Source organism: Chryseobacterium phocaeense (assembly GCF_900169075.1).
Lineage (GTDB): Bacteria > Bacteroidota > Bacteroidia > Flavobacteriales > Weeksellaceae > Chryseobacterium > Chryseobacterium phocaeense.
Map to the genome: position 1 here is coordinate 2,523,443 of NZ_LT827015.1, position 25,081 is coordinate 2,548,523.

23 protein-coding genes are annotated in these 25,081 nt (G+C 39.5%); 13 read left to right on the top strand and 10 right to left on the bottom strand.

The genetic code is table 11. The features are described 5' to 3' along the window. The first annotated feature begins 181 nt into the window (after positions 1 to 181). From B7E04_RS18155 to B7E04_RS18170, 4 genes are all read left to right on the top strand, one after another. The gene (locus B7E04_RS18155; RefSeq protein WP_080779973.1) at positions 182 to 607 is read left to right on the top strand and encodes a transposase; all 426 of its coding nucleotides are present in this window, start codon (positions 182 to 184) and stop codon (positions 605 to 607) included. Positions 608 to 725: 118 nt separating this feature from the next. Next, the gene (locus tag B7E04_RS18160) at positions 726 to 1,067 is read left to right on the top strand and encodes a helix-turn-helix domain-containing protein (protein WP_228439982.1); all 342 of its coding nucleotides are present in this window, start codon (positions 726 to 728) and stop codon (positions 1,065 to 1,067) included. A 146-nt stretch (positions 1,068 to 1,213) separates the two neighbouring features. Continuing rightward, the gene (locus B7E04_RS18165; RefSeq protein WP_080779974.1) at positions 1,214 to 3,568 is read left to right on the top strand and encodes a hypothetical protein; all 2,355 of its coding nucleotides are present in this window, start codon (positions 1,214 to 1,216) and stop codon (positions 3,566 to 3,568) included. 38 nt (positions 3,569 to 3,606) lie between these two features. Next, positions 3,607 to 4,140 carry a hypothetical protein gene (locus tag B7E04_RS18170; RefSeq protein WP_080779975.1) on the top strand — a complete coding sequence of 178 codons (534 nt, stop codon included), beginning with the start codon at positions 3,607 to 3,609 and terminating at the stop codon, positions 4,138 to 4,140. 322 nt (positions 4,141 to 4,462) lie between these two features. Here the strand turns inward: B7E04_RS18170 and B7E04_RS18175 are convergent, their stop codons facing one another. Further along, on the bottom strand, positions 4,463 to 5,023 hold the full coding sequence (locus tag B7E04_RS18175; RefSeq protein WP_080780743.1) for a DNA-3-methyladenine glycosylase I: 561 nt from the start codon (positions 5,021 to 5,023) through the stop codon (positions 4,463 to 4,465). A 205-nt stretch (positions 5,024 to 5,228) separates the two neighbouring features. Between B7E04_RS18175 and B7E04_RS18180 the strand changes: the two genes are divergently transcribed. Genes B7E04_RS18180 through B7E04_RS18190 form a run of 3 tightly spaced genes read left to right on the top strand, consistent with a single transcriptional unit; the run spans position 5,229 to position 7,605 of the window. Next, the gene (locus B7E04_RS18180) at positions 5,229 to 6,143 is read left to right on the top strand and encodes an alpha/beta hydrolase (protein WP_080780744.1); all 915 of its coding nucleotides are present in this window, start codon (positions 5,229 to 5,231) and stop codon (positions 6,141 to 6,143) included. A 39-nt stretch (positions 6,144 to 6,182) separates the two neighbouring features. Then, entirely contained in the window at positions 6,183 to 6,536 is a 354-nt protein-coding gene (locus B7E04_RS18185; protein WP_080779976.1) for a hypothetical protein, read from the top strand. A 52-nt stretch (positions 6,537 to 6,588) separates the two neighbouring features. Further along, positions 6,589 to 7,605, top strand: a complete 1,017-nt coding sequence (locus B7E04_RS18190) for a TQO small subunit DoxD (RefSeq protein WP_080779977.1) — start codon at positions 6,589 to 6,591, stop codon at positions 7,603 to 7,605. Positions 7,606 to 7,960: 355 nt separating this feature from the next. Here the strand turns inward: B7E04_RS18190 and B7E04_RS18200 are convergent, their stop codons facing one another. The 6 genes from B7E04_RS18200 to B7E04_RS18225 form a co-directional block, all read right to left on the bottom strand. Further along, positions 7,961 to 9,535: a DHA2 family efflux MFS transporter permease subunit gene (locus B7E04_RS18200; RefSeq protein ID WP_080779979.1), complete on the bottom strand. Its 1,575-nt coding sequence runs from the start codon at positions 9,533 to 9,535 to the stop codon at positions 7,961 to 7,963. Positions 9,536 to 9,736: 201 nt separating this feature from the next. Continuing rightward, positions 9,737 to 10,846 (bottom strand): HlyD family secretion protein, encoded by a 1,110-nt coding sequence (locus B7E04_RS18205; protein WP_080779980.1) that lies wholly within the window; start codon positions 10,844 to 10,846, stop codon positions 9,737 to 9,739. A 16-nt stretch (positions 10,847 to 10,862) separates the two neighbouring features. Further along, entirely contained in the window at positions 10,863 to 12,179 is a 1,317-nt protein-coding gene (locus B7E04_RS18210; RefSeq protein WP_080779981.1) for a TolC family protein, read from the bottom strand. After that, positions 12,163 to 12,789, bottom strand: coding sequence for a TetR/AcrR family transcriptional regulator (locus B7E04_RS18215; RefSeq protein WP_080779982.1), 627 nt, complete (start codon positions 12,787 to 12,789; stop codon positions 12,163 to 12,165). The genes B7E04_RS18210 and B7E04_RS18215 overlap by 17 nt, the downstream gene beginning before the upstream one ends. Before the next feature lie 199 nt (positions 12,790 to 12,988). Next, a complete protein-coding gene (locus B7E04_RS18220) occupies positions 12,989 to 14,242 on the bottom strand; it encodes a tail fiber domain-containing protein (RefSeq protein WP_080779983.1) in 1,254 nt (417 codons plus the stop codon). A 306-nt stretch (positions 14,243 to 14,548) separates the two neighbouring features. After that, positions 14,549 to 15,667 carry a DNA polymerase III subunit gene (locus B7E04_RS18225; RefSeq protein WP_080779984.1) on the bottom strand — a complete coding sequence of 373 codons (1,119 nt, stop codon included), beginning with the start codon at positions 15,665 to 15,667 and terminating at the stop codon, positions 14,549 to 14,551. A gap of 413 nt (positions 15,668 to 16,080) precedes the next feature. On the opposite strand from B7E04_RS18225, the gene mdlD reads away from it, so the two are divergent. The 5 genes from mdlD to B7E04_RS18250 all read left to right on the top strand — a co-directional run bounded on the left by mdlD (position 16,081) and on the right by B7E04_RS18250 (position 20,959). Continuing rightward, positions 16,081 to 17,400 (top strand): NAD(P)-dependent benzaldehyde dehydrogenase MdlD, encoded by a 1,320-nt coding sequence (mdlD, locus tag B7E04_RS18230; protein ID WP_080779985.1) that lies wholly within the window; start codon positions 16,081 to 16,083, stop codon positions 17,398 to 17,400. Between the two features lie 259 nt (positions 17,401 to 17,659). Next, complete coding sequence (locus tag B7E04_RS18235; RefSeq protein ID WP_080779986.1) at positions 17,660 to 18,961, top strand: hypothetical protein; 1,302 nt, start codon at positions 17,660 to 17,662, stop codon at positions 18,959 to 18,961. A gap of 1 nt (position 18,962) precedes the next feature. Beyond that, the gene (gene lptC / locus B7E04_RS18240; protein ID WP_080779987.1) at positions 18,963 to 19,559 is read left to right on the top strand and encodes an LptA/OstA family protein; all 597 of its coding nucleotides are present in this window, start codon (positions 18,963 to 18,965) and stop codon (positions 19,557 to 19,559) included. A 1-nt stretch (position 19,560) separates the two neighbouring features. Next, positions 19,561 to 20,604, top strand: a complete 1,044-nt coding sequence (locus tag B7E04_RS18245) for an anhydro-N-acetylmuramic acid kinase (protein WP_080779988.1) — start codon at positions 19,561 to 19,563, stop codon at positions 20,602 to 20,604. 70 nt (positions 20,605 to 20,674) lie between these two features. After that, positions 20,675 to 20,959, top strand: coding sequence for a hypothetical protein (locus tag B7E04_RS18250; RefSeq protein WP_080779989.1), 285 nt, complete (start codon positions 20,675 to 20,677; stop codon positions 20,957 to 20,959). 28 nt (positions 20,960 to 20,987) lie between these two features. On the opposite strand, the gene B7E04_RS18255 is transcribed toward B7E04_RS18250, so the two are convergent. After that, entirely contained in the window at positions 20,988 to 21,377 is a 390-nt protein-coding gene (locus B7E04_RS18255; protein ID WP_080779990.1) for an orotate phosphoribosyltransferase, read from the bottom strand. Positions 21,378 to 21,449: 72 nt separating this feature from the next. Between B7E04_RS18255 and B7E04_RS18260 the strand changes: the two genes are divergently transcribed. Beyond that, entirely contained in the window at positions 21,450 to 22,019 is a 570-nt protein-coding gene (locus B7E04_RS18260) for an NUDIX hydrolase (protein WP_317043804.1), read from the top strand. 125 nt (positions 22,020 to 22,144) lie between these two features. Here B7E04_RS18260 and B7E04_RS18265 read toward each other — a convergent pair whose 3' ends face one another. Both B7E04_RS18265 and gldJ read right to left on the bottom strand, forming a co-directional pair. Continuing rightward, complete coding sequence (locus tag B7E04_RS18265; RefSeq protein ID WP_080779992.1) at positions 22,145 to 23,416, bottom strand: UDP-N-acetylmuramoyl-tripeptide--D-alanyl-D-alanine ligase; 1,272 nt, start codon at positions 23,414 to 23,416, stop codon at positions 22,145 to 22,147. A 60-nt stretch (positions 23,417 to 23,476) separates the two neighbouring features. Further along, positions 23,477 to 25,078, bottom strand: coding sequence for a gliding motility lipoprotein GldJ (gene gldJ / locus B7E04_RS18270; RefSeq protein ID WP_080779993.1), 1,602 nt, complete (start codon positions 25,076 to 25,078; stop codon positions 23,477 to 23,479). Positions 25,079 to 25,081 lie beyond the last annotated feature (3 nt).

Below are 25,081 nucleotides of genomic sequence, written 5' to 3' on the forward strand. Positions count from 1 at the left end.
TAATACTTTTTATTGAAATTCAATAAAATAATTATAACAAATTAATATTCGGATTTCTTATTTTCTTTTCTTCTGTCAATAGATTTGCATATGAAAGTTCATGAAATAAAAAAAATATAATAATCTTTTTTATGTACAAGGTGTATATACAAATAATTTAAAAGCCTGGTCAAAAAAATTAATGGAAATAGATTTAAAAAATATCAATATCGGGCAATTAATTAAAGCAGAAGCAGAACACAGCGGTTTAGAAACCAGCCGCATCTGCAGATTTATGAAATGTAATGAAAAGGAATTACAGGAAATGTATAAACAGAGCAGAATTTCTACCGATCTTTTGCTGAAGTGGAGCAAGCTGCTGGAATATGATTTTTTCAGATTATACTCCCAGCATCTTATTTTATATGCTCCTCAGAAAAAAGCTGCGATCTACCGGCCGGAAAAAAAGAAAAGTATACTGCCCGGATTTAGAAAAAGCCTGTATACCACTGAAATGATCAACTTTATTCTTGAAATGATCAGGACCGGGAAGAAAACCAAAGATCAGATTGTTCAGGAATATAAAATTCCAAAAACCACTTTATATAAATGGATTGATAAATATTAACCTTCTTTAAAAAAACATCGAATATGAAATGCATTAAAAACACAATTATGATTATTTATTTCACAAAAATCATCCTTAATAATGCTCAGGTTGGTATAGATAAAATATATATCCTGTTTTGAGCCAGCGTATCAAACCAACGAGACCAGATTATAAGAGGATTTACGAAGACCTTATCAAAATAAAATTTCCGGATAAGGAGGCAAAATGCATCCGCATCCTTCGAAAGAAAAAGCTGTCCGAACTGGATATCATTAACCTGGAAAGAATCATTTTTGGGAAACTCTCCCATGAAGAATCTTCGAAAAACAAAAGACACAGGTCCTATGATAAAGCTGTTATTTTCAAAATTCTTAAACATCAGAAAATCCATGGCCTCACGAATACCGAGCTAGCCGTTCATTATGGGCTCAGCAGAAATACAGTGGCGGCATGGAAAAAAAGATTTTTCCGAAAATAGAAAAAGATAAGCTTAATAAATGGCATTTTCAGGTATAATGGAATTGGTAAACCCAGTATCCATACAGCTGAACTGAGCCAGTTTCTCCTTATGCAATTCCAAAATTTACCCCTACAAAAAACTTAACATTTAGATTAAAAAACCTTATGAAAAACAAAAATTATTTCGACAGGCTACTCTGCCTGCTGTTCGTAATGGCCTTTACGATCTTTTCCCAATTATCTGCCCAGACAGGCCCCACACAAGACTGGGATGGTGACGGTATTATCAACCAGACAGACCTTGATGATGATAACGACGGGATCTTGGACGATATTGAAGCCCCCATCACGAATTCGATAAGCAATTCAACCTTTACAGGCAATACAACCGACTGGACGCTGAATGGCGGTTGGGCTCTGAATAGTACTCAGATGAGAAACCCAACTGACAATGTGCTTGGAGCAGCAGCTCAGGATCTTGTTTACAACAATGCCGTTTTAAATACAGCATGTGCCTATACATCAGAATTCACAGTGAGAATCCAAACCAGAAATTATATTAATACTCTGGGTGAAGGTTTTGATTCTGATGCCAGGCTGCGGGTATTTGTTGGTGGAGTTCAGCTGTTTGATGTGTACAATCCCAGTTCAAATTCGCCTGCAACTGTTACAAAGCAGGCAGGAAGTAACATAATGGCCGTTTTAAAGGTAAATGGAGTCACCATAAACAACAATACAACAACTATCCCAATTAATTCATACGCTAGTTTTAGTGTTACTTTAAATTCGGCTAACCTTCCGGCTACAGGCAGTATTATTTTCCGTTTCACTGCAAATGATGACGATTTCTATGTAGATGATGTTTACTATAACTTAAAACCCTGTACAGATACTGATCTGGATGGAATTCCTGACCAGTTCGATTTAGACAGTGACGGAGATGGATGCCCGGATGCAACGGAAGGTGGCGGAGGATTTACTCCTTCAAATCTGGTGACCTCTTCCGTTAGTGGTGGTAATACAGGTATATCCTATAACGGCTATGCCGGTCCTGTCAATCAGAACCTTGGAAACACCGTTAATGCCAACGGTATCCCTACTGCCGCAGGTACAGGCCAGACGGTGGGAAACAGTAAAATCCGGTCTCTTGATGATGATAATGATGGCATCGGGAATACCTGTGACCCTGTAGATAACAGACCTGATACTGATGGTGATGGAATTAAAGATGCCAATGATATTGATGATGATAATGACGGAGTTCTGGATAAAATAGAATGTCCTACGTTATTTACCAATATGGCGGGCAATGGGGGATTTTCAGTTAACGCAGGCAGTCTTCCTAATTGGTACAGAGGATTCACATCTACAGTGCTGCCTATTTCTACCCCTTTTACACCAACAGTAACCCCGATTTCTAACAGTGGAGCTGTTTTCAATTATGGTATCGGAGGCGGAAATCAAACGAATTCTCAGCTTACCGGAGGATTTTTCGATATGATAGATGGAACAAATACAGCTACAGGACTTCAGTATATTTTACAGGAAAACGATCCTCAAAGACCAATAGTCAATGTTCTATCTGCTCCATTGATTGCCGGAGTTCCCTATAATTACAGCTTTGATTTAGGAAACAGAGCCGGTTCGGGAACAGCCAACAAGTATATCGTGTTATTATACAATGCGGATACCAGTACTCCTGAAAAAATTATAGAATCCGGAGCACTGAATACTTTACCGGGAACAGGAACTAATCCAAGTTATAAAAATTTTACAGGGAGCTTTACTCCTGCAGCATCCGGAAACTACTATTTATTGTTCTATCCATCAGTTTCCGGTGGAACCGGTGACGATTTTGTTATTGATAGAGTCGCTTTTGCGGGTGCTGGTGTAAGTGCATGTGATACAGACAGTGATGGCATTGCCAATCATTTGGATACAGACAGCGATAACGACGGATGCTCGGATGCTAAGGAAGCAGGCGTCATAGATTATATAACCGCTAACGGAGGAACCTACAGCACAGGAACTTTAAATAACCCGGGTAATACTTCATCCCCGGAAGCAACAGTAGGAAATGGTACTCCTGCCCATTACGGAGCCAATGGATTTTATACCATAGCGGAAAACAATGACACGCAATCAGCAACGTATAACGGAACGTACATCTATGCCAATGCAACAAATACAGGTATAGCCCTGTGTTCTCTGGCTTGCTTTAAACCGGCTGTTACAGCGGGAACTATTTTACCTACCCTGTACGGCATTACAGCTTTAGGAAGAGCAGCCGAAAGCACCGGAAGCTGGCCGGGAATAAGAAAAGGAGGCTGGATGGCCGTTGAAGCCAAAACAAAAGGATTTGTACCGAACAGGCTGACCATTGAGCAGATCAATGCTATTCCGGCGGCCAATCTGGCAGAAGGAATGATGGTGTACAATATTACATCAGACTGCCTGTACATCAATACAGACGGGACTGCTGCAGGATGGAAATGCTTCAATACCCAGACATGTCCTTAATCACATCATTTTTTAACAAGACAAACAAAATAAACACAATGAAAACATTTAAAACTCTTATCTTCTTACTAATAGCAGTCGGCGTTTCAGGGCAGGTGGCCATAGGAAAATCTTCCGTCACCAGTCCATCGGTTTCCATAGAATTCGGAGACGGCAATAAAGGAGTCATCCTTCCCTGGGTTACGAGTACAGGTGCTGTAACAGGTGCTGTAAACGGAACCATTGCCTATGACCTTTCGGACCATAAAGTAAAAGTAAAATATGCCTCAGGCTGGAAAGATCTTTCTGTGGATCCCACAGGAACCACAGTAGATCCGGTAACGGGTACAGATGGACTTTTAATGCAGGATCCGTTCACTGAACAGCCCGGAGCGAAAGTTACGGTTGGAGATCCGGGGCCGGCTCCGGGAATCCTGGTGCTGGAAGCTACCAACAAGGCGATGATTTTACCCAAAGTATCCAATCCTCATTTAAACATCATTAATCCTGCCCCCGGGATGATGGTTTATGATACCACAGCAAAGCAGCTGGCTGTCTTTAATGGAAAGATGTGGAGCTTCTGGAAGCCTTAAACAAAAAAATATAAAAATAAGCCTGTCTTGAGGATCACTGACCGTGACAGGCTGTTTATGGTATATAATATTACATGAGACTGCTTGTACATCAATACAGATAGGACCTCAGCAGGATGCAAATGCTTCAATACCCAGACATGTCCTCAGTAAGATGTTGAAAAATATTCAGGAATAAAAACAAATTAATAAGAGCAATAATTCAAAAAGTAAAATATAAACATAGTTGTTTTCATACTGGTTTTATTTAGTGTTAGCCCCGAAAGGGGCTTTTTTATTTGAGTAATACTATATTTTCATATACAAACCCAAACATCTAAACTCAAACCCCCTCCTTCTCCGCCCAAAGCGGCTTCTGTTCCAGCACCTGATGATAGACCGGGCAACTCTCCGCATGGGCACCTTTCAGATATCCTGTGCTCATTAAAAATTCATTGACAATTTCTCCGCCTGTAAATTTAAATGTCTTTTTGAAGAGTTTCATCCATTCCTGAAGGGTTTTCGGGTGATGATGCTCCAGCCATTTTTCAAATGATCCGAATTCTTTCTGCAGACCAATAATCGTTTTTGCGTTTTCGATGGCTGCATTTATTTTCAGGCGGTTCCGGATAATTCCCGGGTCGCTCATCAGCCTTTCACGGTCTTCTTCAGTGTAGGCGGCGATGGTCTGTATATCAAAATTACTATATGAATTTCTGAAGCTTTCTTCTTTCTTCAAAACCGTTTCCCAGCTCAGTCCTGCCTGGTTGATTTCAAGAATTAACCTTCCAAACAGTTCGTTGTCATCATGGATGGGAAACCCGTAATAATGATCATGGTAATTTTTATGAAGCTCCTTTCTGCTTTCAGGCTTCATTCCTTCTATTGCTAAACAATAACTCATTTCAATACATTTGCTTTTCAGGTTAAAAATTGTTTGTATCATCCGAGTTGTCTTATAACTCTTCAAATTTTCATCCTGAACGGTTCAGGCGGTAAAGATAAGGCGGGATAATGACAACTGTTCGTCAGCAGCATTTTTATTTTTTAATTTTTTGTGGCTGGAAGTTACACAGAAACATCATAAATTAGAATCTTCAAAAATATCTATGAAAACTTTTCTTTCTTTTCTTCTTATGGCTCTGTCTGTTGGATATCATGCACAGACAATCTATTCCAAAGCGTATGGCAGTTCAAAAAACACACCTGTTATTTTCATTCACGGCGGCCCCGGTGGAAATGCTACTTTATTCGAAGGAACCACCGCTCAGAAAATGGCAGATCAGGGATTTTATGTGATTGTTTATGACAGATGCGGAGAAGGAAGATCAAAGGATGAAAACGCTTCTATGACCTTTAAGGAAAGTTTTGAAGATCTCAATGCCCTCTATCAATTGTATGGAATTAAAAAGGCGAATATCATTGCCCATAGTTTTGGAGGAATTATCGGGACATTATTTACCCGTCAGTTTCCGGAAAAAGTACAATCACTTACGCTTGCAGGAGCTTTGTTTACTCAACAGCAAACTTATGATCATATTTTAAAAGAGGCTAAAGAAAAATTTAAAAATGATGCTTCAAAACTGAATGAGATTACTGAAATTGAAAATTTAAGTAAAAACTCCGCAGATTACAGGAAAAGGTGCTACAATCTTGCAGGCGACATGAAATTTTTTACCATGCCCTACCCGACCCCGGAGAGCGAAAAGTTGAGAACAGAATATGAATCCGGTGAGTTTTACGCCAATAATATCAGAAATCCGGAATCTCCCATAAAATTCTATCAGAATGAAGCTCAAAACAACGTTGATAATACCGCAGTTTTAAAGGAGATCAGGAAAAGAGGCATCCCTCTTTTTGCAGTATATGGAAAAAACGATGGAATATTTTCACAGAAACAGCTGAATGACATTAAAAATATAGCCGGAGACAACCATTTTAAGCGTATTGACAACTGCTCCCATTACTTATTTGTGGATCAGCAGACTGAATTTCTGGAATTCATCCGTCTACATCTGAAATAAAAATGTAGTTTTGTAAAAATGCCCACACGAAAAATCCATATGAAAAACTACAGAGTGTTCGTCATGATGCTTATCCTGGCGTTTTCATTGTCTCCGTGTTCTGTAAAAAGGGATTTTCTGGGTATTTTCGATATACAGCACATCAGCGGTCTAAATAAAGTAAAAATAGCCAATGGTGCCGTCTGTGAATCTTTTAGTGAAACCTCATCAGCGCAAAGAATATTTACAAAAGCCGTTGCAAGGCTAAACAACAAAGGCTTTTCATCTGCTTCAAATCCATCTTTAAATTTCGGGGAAAGGAGAATTGGTTTTAATACCTATTCAAGCCAGAGTTCCGGAAACAGTCCACCGAAATACATTCTGTTTAAAAGACTGAAATTACACATGGTTTAGGAATTATCCGAATCAATTTTCTCAAAACAGTCTTTAATACAATACTATTTCAATGAAACATACTTCAGACAGCCGGTCTTATGACCTGGCCGGACTTTATACATTATCACTCCGTCTCGTGATCGGATGGACTTATTTTTCAGCGTTCTGGCGCAGACTTATCCTCGAAAACAAACTGGATCCGGAAGAAGCCGGATATATTGGAGAAAAATTCAATCACTTTTTACCCAATGCTTTAGGCATTAAACCTATTATTGAATATCTGGTGACCCATCCCGATGCTTTACAAACCTCAATGATGGTTTTTACAATCATAGAAGCCATAGTAGGACTTCTTATCATTCTCGGGCTGATGACAAGGCTTATGAGCATCGGAATTTTCAGTCTTGCTCTGGGAATCCTGCTGGGTTCCGGCTGGATCGGGACTACCTGCCTTGATGAATGGCAGATAGGCGTTCTAGGAATTGCCGGAGGATTTGTTTTGTTCCTCACCGGAAGCGGCCCTTTTTCTGTGGATCATTATTTTATGAAGAAAAATAAAAGCTTCACCAATACAAAATGGTTCTTGTGGCTGGGCTCCGGCATCCTTCCCTTATCAAAACCAAAAATAGTTGTACTTGCCGGTTCGGTATTTATTTTCGGACTGACACTGTATACTAACCAATATTTTCACGGCGGGGTCTGGGGAACACTTCATAACAAATCCGTAAAACCAAAAGTGGAGATTTCCAATGTTTCTCTCAACGGCTCAGATCTGAAATTTGAGGTGTACAGGACACAGGGGGCAGATGTCTACGGATCTTTTCTGATCGGCATTCATGTCCTTGATCAGGATGGAAATATAATGAAAGAATTTAATCATCAGGAGCTTTCGGAATTCCCGAAAGAAAATATCCGCAATCATTATGTGGCCCAAGTAAAACCCGGGAAACACAGCCTGATTATTCCTTTGGGGGCAAAAGCGGATCTTACTTTAGGTCTTAATGATATTTCAACTCGAAAAACAGAGATCCGTACAGTGAAACTCATCGATATCAGCGGGATTGAGTGGATTGCGGAGATCAATTGACAACTAACAGAGTTAACATTCTATCTCTCGCGGATTTTGCAGATTATGCAGATTTTTATACATAAAGATCTGCTTTATCTGCGCAATCTGCGGGAAATAAAAAATATATTTCATCTTATCAGGTTTTATATGACAGATGCTTCGTGAACCTTCGTTCGCAGATCATTCATCTGTGCTCAGCATGACAACGTTAAGACACCATGTTTTTAGATTATTTTTAATAATAAGATTAGTATTAGAAATGTCATGCTGAACACAGTCGAAGTATTTTTCATCAAAACCAGTATTACAGCGATCTTCATTCAACAAAAAAACCTCCGGAATTTCCGGAGGTTTTATAGTATTCATATAGACTTTAGTGTACCCCACTTAAATCTATTTTTTCTTTGCTTTTTCTTTCTTTAATGAAAAGAATAAACGGTATACAAACAAGGAATACCACGCCCAGATAAAGGAAGACATCCATATACGAAAGTACGGTGGCTTGTTTGGTTACAGACATATCCAGCATTTTATATGCTGCGTTCATCGCTGCATCGGGAGTCATTCCTTTGGCAACAAAACTGGCTTTTAGACCATTCAGACGCTGCTGTACTTCAAAGCTGTTTTCATCGAGGTGGGAAATCAGGTTGAGCCTGTATTTCTGACCTGCATTGGCAATAAATGTAGTAATCGCTGCAATCCCGAATGAACCTCCCAACTGTCTCATCATCCCTGTGAATGCTGCCCCCTGCCCAATTTCCTGCCCTTTCAGTGTACTTAACGACAGTGAAGTGATCGGGATAAACAGAAGTCCGAGACCAGCTCCCCTCACAATCAGCATCCAGAAAAAGGCATCTTTACCGGTATCCGGTGTCAGGATTTTATATCCCCAGAAGCTGTAGACGAAGAAGATAAACAGTCCCAAAGAAACCAGAATCTGCTGTTTGGCTCCTTTTGAAAGCAGTCTTCCGATAATCGGCATCATAAAAGCGGTGGTGAGTGCAGCAGGAATCATCAATGCTCCCGACTGCAGGGCCGTCCACCCCAAAATACTCTGTGTATAAAGCGGAACGATGAATGTAGACCCATACAGCCCAAATCCTAAAACAAACGACATCACCGTTCCGATTCTTAAGTTTCCGTTTTTCAGTACCCTGAGTTCCACGATAGGATATTTGAAGGTGAGCTCCCTCCAGAGGAAAAGGATAAATCCTAATATGGCCGATACGGTGAAGGTTACAATCATTCCGCTTTCAAACCAGTCTTCCTCATGCCCTCTTTCCAGAATAAACTGTAAAGATCCCACGGTAACCGCCAGTAAAGCAATTCCTATCCAGTCTACATCTGAAACCTTTCGTTTTTCTGCATATTTCGGGCTTTTTACAAACTGTAAAGTCATCAGCGTGGCTGCAATTCCAATCGGAATATTAATGTAAAAAATATACGGCCAGCTGAAATTATCTACAATATATCCTCCCAAAGGCGGACCCAAAGTAGGACCGATAATGACTCCCAAACCATAAATAGCCTGCGCCATACTCCTCTTCTCAATAGGGTAAGATTCTGTAATAATAGTCTGTGAGGTTACCAAAAGCGCTCCCCCGCCTATCCCCTGCATCAGTCTGAAAAATACGAGTTCCCAGATATTGGTGGCATTTCCGCATAAAAAGGAAAATACCGTAAATATAATAATGGAAGCTGCAAAGTAATTTCTACGTCCGAACTGCTGAGACAGCCAGCTCGTCATCGGCACAATGATCACGTTACCTATGGCATACGCTGTGATCACCCAGCCTACTTCAGAAAGTGTGGCTCCAAGATTCCCCTTCATCTCATTCAGGGCAACATTCACAATCGTGGAGTCCACAATTTCAAGCAGAGCACAGAGGATTGCCGTGATCGTAATGATCACTCTCCGGGCTCCATATTCTACTAATGATTCTTGCATAGTTTTAATGTTTGTATGAATGTAAAATGTAGCATGTATTCATGATTTAAGTTTTGGCTAAAGCCAATGGAAATGAATTTGATTGATGTAAGCGGGCTAAAACCCGCCCCTATTGAATCTTCAAATCTTTAAATTTTTTAATTTTTAAATCTTTGAATCTTTCAATAAATCACAAATACATTTTACATCAATACACCAATACTATTTCAAAGATACCTCTGCCTTCACGTTCATTCCTGTTCTCAGTCTTTTTGCAATATTCTTATCCAGATTTACAAAATCGATCTTTACAGGAAGTCTCTGTACTACTTTAACGAAGTTACCACTGGCATTATCCGGAGGCAGGATTGAGAAGGTAGCTCCTGTAGCAGGAGAGAATGAGCTTACCACTCCATTGAATTCCTGATCAGGAAAAGCATCGATCTCAATTTTCACTTTCTGGCCTTCCACCATTTTATCTACCTGTGTTTCCTTAAAGTTGGCCACTACCCATTTCTGGTCGTTCTTAACCAAAGCAAAAAGCTGTGATCCGGCCTGCAGGTATTGTCCTGCCTGAGTAGAAACTTTTCCTACGTATCCGTCTTCAGGAGCCAAAATTACAGTGTATGAAAGGTTTAATTTTGCATTTTCCACATCCACTTCACGCTGTTTTGCTACTGAACCTGCCACGCTGATCTGCTGAGAGCTCGCTGCGGTTTGGGAAGAAGCTATGGTAGTTTGCTGGGCAATCTGGTTTCTCTGGTCGACCAGAACCTGAAGCTGTCTGTCTGCCGATTGTTTCGCCGCCAGAGCCTGTTCGTACTGCTGTTCCGTGATAGAATGGTCTTTTACAAGTACAGAATATCTTTTCAGATCCTGAGCAGTTTTCCAAACGTTTACTTTCGCTGCTTCTATCTGTGCGTTGGCTGTAGTTACCGCTGCTTCGGAAGAACTGATATTTTTTGATGTAGCAGTAGTAGTTGCTTCTGCATTTGAAATATTGCTTTTAGCTGTTGAAAGCGCTGCCTGAGCCTGTTCAAGGGCCATTTTCTGATCTCTGTTATCAAGAATAACCAAAGTATCACCTTTTTTTACAAATTGATTATCTTTCACTTTCACTTCTGCTACATATCCGGAAATCTTGGAAATTACCGGTGCCATATTGGATGAAATCTGTGCATCATCTGTTTCCTCATGATACTGCCCGTAAGTAAAAGCTCTGTATCCGTAGATTCCCCCGCCGATAACTACGGCAGCTAAAATGAGCGGAAAAACTAAACTTTTTTTCTTTTTAGGTTCAAGTTCAACGGTTGGTTTATTATTATTTTCCATTTTGGTCTGAGTCTGATTATTTTATTGTTAAAGTCCCTGTTGTCTGTAATAGTTTTCTGTAAGCCAATGCGGCATCTGCTTTTGCATTAATAACTCCTACGTTTGATGAGATCTGAGCGGCGTCTGCATCCAGAAGTTCAGTCATGGTTGCAAGGCCGTTATCATATTTATTCTTGGTGATCCTGTAGTTTTCATTGGCCTGCTCAGCAGCTTTTTCATACACTGCGATTCTCTTTTTAGAGTAATCCGTATTCTGATATTCTCTGTTGACGTCAAGCTTGATGTTGTCATTCAGCAATTCATCGTTGGCTGCCAATTGTTTTTCTCTCGCCTGGGATTGTCTTAATGAAGAATTTTCTTTCCAGATATTGGATAAATTATAGGAAACTCCAACGCCTACATTGACAGCGTTGTAAACGGTAAGAAACTTTGGAATGTCTGCTGCCACATAACCTCCGGTAAATGCTATTGAAGGAAGGTTTTCAGCTTTCGCAGATTTTGTTCCCAAAGCTGCTGCTTTACGTTGCTGTGCCAAAGCCTGAAGATCTTTTCGGTTTTCCTTAGCTTCGTTAACGTAATAATCCACTGTCTTTACGTCTGAGCCTTCATCAATATAATTCTGGTCTACTTCAATTTCAGTCGTTTCAGGAATTCCCAGCAGAAGATCCATATTGATATTGGCAATATTGTAATTGTTTTTGGCTTCCAGCAGCTGAAGTTCAATATTTGAAGTCTGAAGGTTAGCCTTTAAACGGTCATTTCTTGCGATCACTCCATTGTTTTCAAGTTTTAAGAAGGTTTCATCCCTCTTTTGGGAAGCGGTCAGGTTTTCTTCCAGAACTTTGATGGACTGGTTGGCTTTAAATAAATTGTTATAAGCCTGGGCAACGTTATAAGCAATGGCTATTTTATCATTTTCAGTGCTTAGTTTTGAGGCTTCCACCAGATACTTTGCAGACTGGATCGCATATTTTATTTTACCTCCGCTATAAATCGGGACGCTTAAATTCACTGATCCGTAGGCCACCTGATGAACTTCCGGGCTTCCTGCTCCTCCGGAACCTGTTGAAATCTTAAGATCAACCGTTGGTTTGGTAGGAAGATACATATAACTTCCCGAAACTTTCAATTCCGGAAGCTGTCTGTTTTTGGCTTCCAAAAGATCGGCCGTTGCTTCTTCTATTTTCGCGGCATCGATCTTAAGGTTTTTGCTGTTCTGGATTCCCAGCTGCACGGCTTCATCGAGCGTGAGCTGTTTCTTCTCCTGAGCATGAATGGCCGCCATTCCCATCAACAGGGATAATGCCAGCACCGAGTTATTTATTCTCTTCATAACCTAAAAGGTCTTTTAGTAAATATTTTATATGTAAATTAAGTTCTGTGTAATATTTTTCATCAAACACTTCATCATCCTCCGGGTCATTGAGGAACTCTTTGTACATTTCTTTTGCATTGGATGCATAGAATAAAGTTCCGCTAACGGTGGCATGAAGGAGATAAATAGGTGGGTTTTTGGTGAAAATTCCTTTTTTAAGTCCGCTTTCAAGCACCTGGGAATACATAGAGATAAAGCCCATTTTGGTCTGCTTCAGAAATTCCACGATCTGTGGATTTTCTGTATGAAGCTGCTCACGCTGCATGATTCTGTAAAAACATTTGTGATGTCTTACCCTTCCGGAAAACTGGTCAACAATCCTTTCTATCTTCTGCCATTCGTTGATATCTGTTCTTTCCAGAATGTCTTTGGCAAAGAACTGCCCTTCATTCATTCTGTACTCTACTAATTTTTCGTATAATTTTTCTTTGGAACCGAAATAGTAAGAAATCATAGAGATGTTTACATTGGCTGCTTTTGAAATTTCCCTGGTGGAGGTTCCTTCAAACCCTTTTTCAGCAAAAAGCTTTTCTGCAGCAAATAATATATTTTCTTCTTTTGAAACCATATCACTTCTATTTTTCAGGGTGCAAATGTACACAAGATTTCAAACAAATCAAACGATTGATTGATTTTTTAATCAATTTTTAATATTTCGTAACATAAGGAGCTGAAAACTAAATATTTTGTAATGGTAAAATTCACAGAAATTTAATCAAAAAAAATCCGGCCTTACAGCCGGATCCCCTAATAATAAAGCAGAATCTTTAGTTGGTAACAATCATCTTTTTTGAATCAATTAATTTTCCATCTACCTGAAGATTATAGATATAAGTTCCCGGAGTCAGTGTCCGTGCTGAAACGCTGATCTGTTTTTCCCCTTTTTTCACAGGAATGGTCTGAAGCTGTCTTCCTGCCAGATCATAAATTCCAATAGAAACGTTATCACCAGCTGCATTAAACCTGATGACCGTTTCCTGATTAAAAGGATTAGGAACATTCTGTTCAAGAGAAAATGATGAAGCAGAAATTTCTTTTCCCGGAACCATTTTTGAAGTTACAGGAGCTCCGTTTATTTTAGCTTCCAGTGCTGCCATTCTTTCCTTAAGATCATTGATTTCTTTTTTCTGATCTTTAAGTTCATTCAGTAACAGCGGAATAAATTCAATATAGTTAAGGGCATAATTTCCTTTTTCATCTATGCTTACGAGATTGGGAAATTCTTTTTCCACTTCCTGTGCTATAAATCCGAAATGCAGTTTTTGGGTGTTGGTTTTCTTCTCACCCTCCTGATTATTTTTGAAAGTATATGAGTAAGATTTGATGTTCATTAAATTAGGAGAAAGCTCTTTCAAAGGCTGAATATTATCTTTTAACCTTTTATCGGAACTTGTCACAAATGCCTGCGCTCTTACTGTCCCAAAAAGAACATCCAGATCGTAAGTAGATGATGCATCAACCCCAATACCCAATCTTGCCATATAAATTCCATTGGCACCGCCGGATACTGTTCCAAAACCGGACGGGCTTCCATTACCGCCATTCAAAAAGTTCAGATAGGCTACCCCACGTATAGAGTTAATGCTGGTTCCGTTTCCGAATGACGGACTTGAATACATGACAAGGCTTGAAGATTTCAGATTACCCAGATTGTCATTGTACATCATTCTGTTTTCATTGGCTGCATTGGAAAGAGACCTAAGCCCAAAGACACCGCCATAGCTGAGCCAGTTGATCATCACCGGGTCTACCGGTGGAAGTATATTTCCTACCTGATTGTATATTTCTACAATATTCGGGGCGTTACTTCCAAACATTCTGTATACATGGTTTATTTTCAAACCTGAAATGCTTGAACCACTGTTGATGTCAAGCCGTGATGTAGGAGCAGTATTACCAATTCCTACACTACCTGTGGTTGTAGTAGGCGTTGTGGTTCCTGTCCATACATTCTGGGCAGAAACCGTAAAAGCGGCTGCTGAAAGTAATAACAGGGATAAAGAAGTCCTGATTTGTTTCATAATATATTAGTTTAATGTGTTGGTCAAATGGTTATCGGTATTTTACCCTTGATAAATATAGCGATCTCCTAAATGCCTTACCATAACCAATAAGCAAGTGTATACAATTCACCGGTAAATGAAACAATTTGGAAATTAAGTGTAAAAAAGGTCTATGTTGTTACTGCTGATTACGCTTGTTCAGTTGATATCCTTGTCAAGGTTCTAAACCTTGACAAGGATTGGTCCGTTTCAACCTTCCCAACCAGTCATTATTAAACAAAAAAAATCCGGAACTGCTCCGGATTTAATATTTAATAAAATTTTCTACGAATTTTTATGAATGTAACGAGATAATTTGATGCCCAGATCTGTCCAAACAATTTTGGGATTTCCGTTTCTTGTCAGATGAAGATCTGCAGTATTGATTTCTTCCAGAATACTTTCAATATTGGCACCGCTGATATATTTGGAGAATCCGGCCCAGTTGAAGCCGTCTGCATTAATTTTTTTGTAAACCAGGTTTTCAGACTGGTAGTTCTGAAGCAGGGCAAGCCTGAAGATTTCGGAACAGTAATTGAGGAAGTTTTTCTGCTTTTCCCTGTTCCAGCCGGCAATTTCCCTGGCCCAGAAGATAATACTTTTCAGGAACTGGGGTTTCTTTTTCACCATGAATGCATCCCGCACCCACTGTACAAAAAGCTTTTCGAACTCGTCACTTTTATGTCCTGAATTTAGAATCTTTAATGCCTCATTAAGATCTCCCTGTGCTTCATGAACAATCTCCCTGACTTTTTCATCCGAAACTGAATGGTTTTTCTTTAGGTGAGCTTCCAGATCTTCATCACTGATCCTTGGAACTTCCACCATCTGTGTTCTGGAAAGAATGGTTGGCAGAATATCATTGGCAGTTTCAGCCGTCAGAAGAATGAGTGTTTTTGCGGGAGGTTCTTCCAGAAATTTTAAAAATTTGTTTGCGGCAGCAATATTCATTTTATCTGCTCTCCAGACGATCAGAATTTTGGTTCCGCCCTCAAAGCTTTTTAATGCAAATTTCTGGTTCTGGTCATCTATTTCGTCCGCGGAAATAAAAAGCTGCTTATTCTCGGATTCCAGAAAAGCAGTCCAGTCGTCGTAATTCGCATAGGGAGAAGCCAGGACCATTTCCCTGAACTCCTCAAATTTATTTTTGCTTAAAGAATTTTTGTTATCCGTAAAAACAGGGAAACTGAAATGAAGATCCAGATGATTGAGGTGCTCTACTTTTGAAGCAGCATGCTCGTTTTCCCGGCTAAAGATTTCTTTGGCATAGGCCAGTACCATAGGAAAGGTTCCATAACCTTCTTTTCCTAAAAAAAGCTGTGCATGGCTCACCCTGTTTTCGGCGATGCTTTCCCTGAGAAGTTTTTTCAGATTTTCCTGTCCGGCTATATTTTCCCAATTCATGTCCCAAAGATAAAAAATCTTATGTCAATTCAGAAGATTAAGTATGTTTAATATGGCAGAAACGTGCTTCTGAGGGTTGGAAATGTTATCTGGAGTCTGGAAGTAAGTTTAGTTGCTGGTTGCTGGTTTATTAGTTCTGGTCAGTAATAATTAAGCTATTCAATTATCGTCTGATATCTAAAATCTGGTTTTTGATTCTTCATTCTCAAATCTATTATTCACCATATTTTTTGCTCATTCGCTTTCTCAGCTTTCTTCGCCTTCATTTAATAGGCAGTATCAATAATCGAATTTGAATAAATCCAATTTTAAATTTTACACAATATAATTTTTAGCAATACATTTGCAGAACTATTTTATTCTTAACTTACTGATGATACTTCACTATCCATTTAATCACTAAATAATAAACAATGAATAAGGAAACAGAACTAAAGATCAAAGAAATATTCCAACAGCAGAAATCTTTTTTTAAAACAAATAAGACGAAAGACATCGAATTCAGAAAGGCACAACTGAGAAAATTCCGTGAAGTATTTTCCGGTCATACGGATGAACTTTGTCAGGCATTGGACATCGATTTGGGAAAAAGCAGAAAAGAAGCGGAATATGTGGAGATCCAAATTGTCCTGAGTGAGCTTGATTATCTCCTGGAAAATGTAGATGAATGGGCAAAACCCATACCGGTGGAATCAAAACCGCATCCAACCGGAGCTGAAATAGTCAGCACTATAACGCACGAACCTTATGGAGTCAATTATATTATAGGTCCTTTTAATTATCCTGTTCAATTGACTTTCAGCCCGCTTATCGGGGCTTTGATTGCCGGAAATACCGCCATGATCAAGCCTTCGGAAAATACACCTCATGTGGCCAAAGTTCTTGAGGATATTGTAAAAGAATCATTTGACGAATCTTACGTAGCTGTGGTTCAGGGAGCTATTGAAGAAAATACATTGCTGCTAAGTCTTCCTTTTGATTATATCTTCTTTACGGGAAGTCCGCATGTTGGAAAAATAGTAATGAAAGCAGCCGCGGAACAGCTTATTCCCTTAACTCTGGAGCTTGGCGGGAAATCTCCTACGATTGTTCATCACGATGCCGATCTGGATAAGGCTGTTTCAAGAATTTCCTACGGTAAATGGATCAATTGCGGGCAGACCTGTGTAGCCCCCGATTATATCTACATTCATGAATCTGTGAAGGATGCTTTTGTTGAAAAATTTAAAGCTTATTTAAAAATCACCTATCCTGACGGTTCTTTGGGAAAAATAGGAAAAATTGTTAACCAGAATCAAATTAAACACCTGGCCGGCTATCTTGAGGCTGCCCCTGAAAAAGTAATTTATGGCGGAGGATATGATCCTGAAACCCGCCATTTTGAAGCCACGCTGATGGATCACGTAAACTGGAATGACCAGGTGATGCAGCAGGAAATATTCGGGCCTATCCTTCCGATTATGACGTATACCGATATTGATGAAGCTTTGGAAGAAATCAACAGCAGACCTAAGCCGCTGGCGTTATATGTTTTTACGGAAAGCCAGACATTCGCAGATGATATCCTGAGCCGTACCACCAGTGGTGATGCGGAAATCAACAGTGCGATTATTCATGTAGGCTCTCACTATTTACCCTTTGGAGGAGTGGGAACTTCGGGAATGGGAAAATACCATGGAAAATTCAGTTTTGAAAACTTCAGCCATACCCGGTCTGTACTTCAGGTGAAATAAAAATCAGAAGATTATTTTATTCTGAGATTGATAGGATGGAAGCTGGAAGAAGGAGGATGGAAGTTAACTCGGCTGTTATTGAAAAAGGAGACCGTTCACCCTTGATGAGCGGTTTTTTTCACATAACAGAATTGCTATTTTTATTCATGAAAAATTGCATTTTCCTTGTAAAGAAAGGCCCTTAACAAACTTTAACCACATATAATTTTTACAATTCATTAATATTTAAGATATTTGCGCATTGTTTTAAAAATAAAGAATGAAAAAAATCTTTGCAGTATCATTCATATCAGTTGGATACTTCCTAAATGCACAGAGTATAAGTAACTCTCCGTATGCAACTTATGGAATTGGAGATGTAAAATATGATAATACGATTGAAACTGCCTCTATGGGTGGTATTTCCACTGCTTTTATCAGTGATTTCACAAGCAGCTTCAATTTCGCAAACCCTGCGAATAACTCTAATTTCGAGCTTACAAGTATCAGGCTGGAAGCAACCAACGAAAACAATTACTTTAAAACCAATTATAATAATACGAAGTCTACCAAACATTCTACGTATCTTTCTAATATTGCACTGGCTTTTCCTTTGTCTCCAAAGGTAAAAATGGGACTTTCCTATCAGCCTTACAGTTCCAAAACCTACGATATTCTCAATAAAGATGTTCAGGAAGACGGAAGCTATTATACCAACCGTTTTAAGGGTAGCGGAACATTAAATACTGCACAGGCGGCTGTTTCTTATAAAATAGATCAGAACTTTGCAGTAGGTTTGAGAGCCAATTTATATTTTGGAAATCTTTATGACCTGAACGAGCTGAGATATTTTGATAAAAACGGAGTTTCCAACACGGAGTATATCAACGGTTATGAAACCAAAAACAGCATCAAAAACTTTAACTTCACGCTTGGGGGAAGCTACCAGAGCCTGAATACACGTACAGATAAGAAATTGACGATCGGGGCTACGGCTACTTTCGGAAACACCAGCAATATGACAACGGACTACGTAAACAGTACCTACTTATATGCTGATGCTGCTGAGAGTTCCAAGATCTTAGAAACCGTTATAGACCAGAAAAGTACAAATTCTAAAAACCTTCTTCCATTACAAGCGTCCTTAGGGGTAGGTTACGGAAGTGAAAACCACTGGTTCTTCTCCGGACAGCTTGATTATAAAAAAGGGGAAGATATTTCCTATTTCGGAAAAACATTTGATTTCCAGGATACCTACAGAATTTCTGCCGGTGGATGGTACCTTCCGAATTACAACAACTTCAGAAGTTATTTCTCCAGGGTGATCTACAGGTACGGAGCCTTCTATGAAAGAGGAAATCTTAAAATAGACGGTAACAGCATCAACAAGTTCGGAGTTTCTGCAGGGGTAATGCTTCCGTTCAAAACGAGCAGCATCACCAGAATGAGTGGTCTTGAACTGGGGATAGAAGTTGGAAAAAGAGGAACTCTTAAAAACAACCTGATCAATCAGAACTTCATCAATCTCAGAGTCGGGTTTAATTTTGCCGACAGATGGTTCAGAAAGAATCTTTACAACTAAAATGAATTTTTCAAAAAAAATATCATATAAAAATATAGCATGCCTTTTTAGTTGTGCTATATTTTTTATACTGACATCCTGTGAGGAAGACCTTACTAAAAATAACGGCAGCAAAAGTAAAAATTTCCCCTCAGAAGTGATCTATAATGCCAATATTATCCAGCGTGATTCCGGGTTTATTTCCCTCAAAGCAAAGGCTAAAATCATTGAAAAATATACCTTGATAGACAGCCCTTATATTGTAGCGAGAAAAGGGATCAACATCGAATTCTTTGATAAAAAGAAACCAAAAGTACCCGGTAAAATCAGCGCCAAATATGCCCGTATTTTTGAATATAAAAAATTCTACGAAGCCAAAGGAGATGTAAGAATCACCACCAACGAAGGCCAGCGGTTTGCCATGCAGAGCATCTACTGGGACCAGAGAAAAAACAGGATTTATACCAAAGATACCGTGTATGTCACCATGGAGGACGGCTCTACCCTTGTCGGTGCTAATGGGATGACTGCCAAAGATGATTTCTCCGAATATACATTCTTTAACAATTCCGGGGATTTCAGTACAAAACGACTCGAAGAAAAGAAAACACCGCAATAATATGAAGATTCAGGCTATTGGGCTGATGTCCGGAACCAGTCTGGACGGCCTGGACCTCTGTTTTGCAGCTTTTGAAAAGCAGAACAGCTGGAATTTTGAGATCTTAAAGGCAGAAACACTTCCTTACCCTGCAAACTGGGAAGAAAAACTCAGGAATTCTATTCATCTGTCCTCCGAAGAATTGTTGGCACTTCATTCTGAGTATGGTTTTTACCTGGGACAGAAAGTTCAGGAATTCATCAGTAACCATCAGCTTAAAAATATTGATCTGATCTCTTCCCACGGCCACACGGTTTTTCATCAGCCTCAAAGAAAATTCACTCTTCAGATAGGAGATGGAAGAGCTGTTAAAATAGAAACCGGGCTTCCGGTAGTTTATGATTTCAGAAGCCAGGATGTCCTGATGGGTGGAAACGGAGCGCCTTTAGTCCCTATTGGAGATGAGTTGCTTTTCCCACAATATGATGCATGCCTCAACCTTGGCGGATTTTCCAATATTTCTTTAAAAAAAGATCATCAGAGAATTGCTTTTGATATTGCTCCTTTTAATATTGTTCTGAACAGGCTTGCTCAGAAATTCGATAAAAAATTTGATGAAAACGGGGATATTGCAAGAAAAGGCCGTATCAACGAAAGTCTTTTAACACAGCTGAACTCACTGGATTTCTACGGTCAGCCACATCCAAAATCATTAGGAATAGAATGGTGCACGGAGTTTGTTTTCCCGCTACTGGAAAATATAGATGCTGAAGATGCCATGGCTACTTTTACAGAACATGTGGCACAGCAAATCTCCATTGTCATTAATCAAAACAATTTACAAAAGGTTCTCTGTACAGGTGGGGGCACTTACAATACCTTCCTGATCGAAAAGATCCGGGCAAAAACAGAATCCGGGATTATTATTCCGAAAAAGGAAATAATTGATTATAAAGAAGCTCTGATCTTTGGTTTTATGGGCGTTTTAAAGATGAATAATGAGATCAATGTCCTTTCTTCTGCTACGGGAAGCCTGGCTGATCACAGTTCAGGATTGATCTGCTGACAGAAGGAATGCAGATGAGAGCTGGGTATTGGTAAGTTTAGTACCTTTAAGGACTTTTAAATTAAATCCTATGGACCAACCGATCAGCGAAACACCTTTTGAAAAAATCATTATTTTTGACAAAAATGGGAACAGGCAGGAGCTTATAGCCCATAAAGTCATCATTGAAACCGCAGGAAATGAATTTCATCTTGAAAATCTGGCGCATCCGGCAGCTCCAAATGGAATTACGATCAGCTGCTCAAAGTATGGCGAAACTGATTCTTTTTTTGAAACCTTTGCGATACATCCGGGTGCAGCTAATGTGATACACCTGGAAATTATTACGCATAAAAAAATGAAAGATCATAAATAAAAAAAGTCCTGAATTCAGGACTTTCTTATTATTTGTAAGCTTCGATCTTATCGGTTAATGTGTTGATAAAATTCTGCAGCGGCTTTTCTACCATCATTTTGATAAAAGGGTTGAATTTTCCTTCAAAAAGCATCTGAACTTCTGTCTGGTTTTCACTTACAGGATTCAAAGTGGCTGTTAATGAAAAATCAAGGCTGGAACTTGCTGACTTTAAAACGGCTTTCTGCTCGTTCACTTCATCTATTTTCAAAGCAATTTCCGGCATTCCCTGAAGTCCGAATTTGAACCCGTTATCCTTGGTTTCAAACTTCTGAAGACCGTCCGGCATAAAATCTTTATAGTTTTCAGGCGATTTTAGTATTTCAGAGAGTTCTTTAGATGATTTATTGACAATAATTTTTCGTCCTTCTAAATTCATTTTTTATTTTTGTATTTAAATTCTTAATTCTTACAAATGTATAAAGTTTTTGTGAACGAAAAAAAATTATTAGTGTCTAAGCACCCCGGGTATCTTGAAAAAGAGCTTAGGTACGAAAGTTTCACAACTTTAGAAATAGCATTGGATCTTTTGGAGAACACTTCTGTAAAAGAGCTGAATGTTTTTGGTGAGAATATCGAAGAGATCTGGAATGAATTTCAAAAGCTTTTCAGGATTATAGAAGCTGCCGGTGGTCTGGTAAGCAATCCTCAGGGCGAACTTCTTTTCATTAAAAGGCTGGGCAAATGGGACCTTCCGAAAGGCAAGATGGAAAAAGGTGAATCCCGTGAAGAATCTGCTGTACGGGAAATTGAGGAAGAAACGGGTCTTAAAGAGGTGAAGCTGGTAAAATTCATCAACACCACCTATCACATTTACATCGAAAGGAACGGGGAAAAGATTCTTAAATGCACCCATTGGTTTGAAATGACCTTCGATGGCGAGGACACTTCAAAACCACAGATAGAGGAAGGTATCACAGAAGTAGCCTGGAAAAATACCACCCAGATTGAGGATGAAGTATTTCCAAGCACTTTCCAGAATATCAAACTGATCGTCAAAGATCTCTGGCATTCTAAATAGATAAGGTATTGAAACTGGAAGAAGGAAGTTGGAAGACCAACCATTCCGATAGTTAACGGGATACGGCTGTTTTCATTACTGCAATAACTTCCCTCTCCTATCTTCAGGCTTCCAACTTTTTTACATCAAATAAATTCGATCGATTTTTCAAGGGCAATTCCTCTTGAACCTTTCAGCAGGATATTTTCGGACTGGATTTTATTCTGTTGAAGGTATTCTATCAATTCCGCCGTATTCTCAAAAGACAAAGCAGAAGGATTGACCATTTTAAAGTTCTTTCCTACGGTAATGATCTGGTCAAATGCCAGTTCCTGAGCAAGTTTCAGAATAGCCTGGTGCTCTTTTTCGCTTTCATCCCCCAATTCAAGCATATCTCCGATAATTACTGTTTTTCTTCCTTCGAAGGTTACGAAGTTATGCAGGGAGGCTGTCATAGAACTCGGATTGGCATTGTAGGTATCAAGGACTAATGTTCGCCCCTCTTTTTTAACCACCTGCGAACGCATATTCGTTGGCGTATAATTTTCAATAGCGTGTCTGATCTGATCGAAGCTGATCCCGAAGTGAAGTCCAAGACTCGCTGCTGCGCATAAATTGGTAAAATTATATTCTCCCGTCAGCTTTGAAACGGCTTTCTCCCCCTGAAATTCCAGTCCTACAAAATGTTCTTCTGAAAACAATCCGAACTGATAATCCGAATGCTCATTTCCAAAGGTAATTTTCGGAGTATAATATTCCGTTTTCTCCTTTTGGATAGGATCACTTTCATTCACCACAATGGTACGCTGATGGCTTTTCAGATAGTCGTACAATTCAGATTTCCCTTTGATAACGCCTTCAAATCCACCAAAACCCTCCAGATGGGCTTTCCCGAAATTGGTGATGTAACCGAAATCCGGCTGAGCAATGGTACATAAGAGTTCTATCTCTTTCTGATGATTGGCTCCCATCTCTATTACCGCCATTTCATGATCTGGTTTAATGGAAAGAATAGTCAGCGGAACTCCGATATGATTATTTAAATTCCCGAAGGTATACTGCACCCTGAATTTCTCAGAAAGAACTGCATGAATAATTTCCTTGGTGGTCGTTTTCCCATTACTTCCCGTAAGCCCGATAACCGGGATGCTCAGCTGATTTCTGTGATAAACGGCAAGCTGCTGCAGGAATTCCAATGTGGAAGGAACATAGAAGATATTTTTTTCTTTATTTTCAAATTCCTGCTGTTCTACGATCACGGCTAAAGCACCGTCATCAGCCGCTTTTTCTGCCAGGGTTGCCGCATTGAAGTTATCACCGGAGAAGGCAAAGAAAATATCATTTACGCCTACTTTCCTGCTGTCAATCGTTACTTTATCAGACTTTAAAAATAAAGGATAAAACTGTTCTATAATCATACTTCAAAAATAAAAAAACCTTCCGGAAATCCGGAAGGTTTTTTAAGTATTTTGATCATATTATCTTCTAGTTCTGCCTTTTTCGCTAGCTCTAGCATCCTGAGCAACACGGAATCCAATCCATCCGTAAGCCTTGCCCTGGTTTTTGTATCTTCTTTGTCCCGGATCCAGCCAGTAAGCTGTATCTTGCCAAGAACCTCCTTTTACTACTCTTACATCGTTTGATAGCGCTGAAGTTCTGTCTTTAGTATCTTTCAGAAGTTTCACTTTTCCTCCTGCATCTACTACAAATCTGCTCTTAGGAGAATTGTACATATCATAAGCTGAAGCTGAATCTGAAGCTCTGTAATATTCTAAAGAAGACTGTCTGTCACCATCTCTGTAATTTCTGTAGTCAGCGATAGTTTCTCTTTCAAACTGTCCCGGAAGTCCTCTGTACACTAATCTGCCGTCAGCTAATGTATCATACTTGATGCTTCCTTCGTCAATCATTTTGTAAGTCCCGTCACCGTTTCTCACTACAGCCTGAGGCATATTTCCTCTGTAGTAGTTGAAATCGCTGAAATCTTCATCAATGATAGGTCTGTATACGTCAGCTGTCCATTCAGATACGTTTCCGTACATACCGTAGATTCCCAGGTCATTGGAAGGATATTGTCTTACATCCGCCGTTTGTGCAGATCCGTCATTTTTCCATCCTGAGATCCCTGAATAGTCACCGGTACCCATTTTGAAGTTTTCAAGGAACATTCCTTTATCTCTACCCTTAGTACCTCTTAATCTTTCGATTTCAGGTTTTTTTCCTAAGTATTGGTTGTATTCTCTGTTTTTAGCCATACCAAGAGCTGCATATTCCCATTCCACTTCGGTAGGAAGTCTGAACTTCTGAACCATGGAAGCGTTTGGAGCTCTGTTTGCGGCAAGAAGTCTCTGGTTGGTCGTTTTCATACCGGATTTCTGCTGCATTCTTTTCTCATTGATATATCCCTGCATTTCCGGATCATTGGATTTGAATTTATCCATGTTGAAAGCAGTTCCTCCCTGGTTATTGGATTCGTTGATATACAAATCTTTCGCAATAACACCGGCCTGCATCAAAGCTTTTTCATTCGCTCTGTCTGTAAGCCATTCACAATATCTGTTCGCCTGCGTCCAGGAAACTCCTACTACCGGGTAGTAATCGAATTCCGGAGAACGAAGATACGTTTCATTATAATCGTTTCTAGCTAATTTGTTGTCCCATAAAAGAGTATCCGGCAAAGCGCCATTATAGATCTCCTTGAAGCTCGGGTCACTTGGTGGAAATACGTACTTCAACCATGTAAGGTATTCGCGGTATTCGTAGTTAGTAATTTCTGTTTCTCCGATGAAGAATGAACTTACCTGCATTCTGCGCGGTGTGTTATTCCAATCATGCATAACATCATCTTTCACTAATCCCATTGTAAAAGTTCCACCTTCTACATATACCATTCCTGGCCACCCCTTCTGTTTTTGTTGCTTTCCTGCAAAAAACCAACCTTGTTTTTCGTTTGGTTTCCAACCCGTCTTGCTGACAAATTTTTTAGTACCGCCTCCTTTGCTGGTCCCGGATCCGCCACAGCTGGTTAATGCAAGTGTAGAACTTAATGCTATTAATGAAAACAACTTTAGTTTTTTCATAGT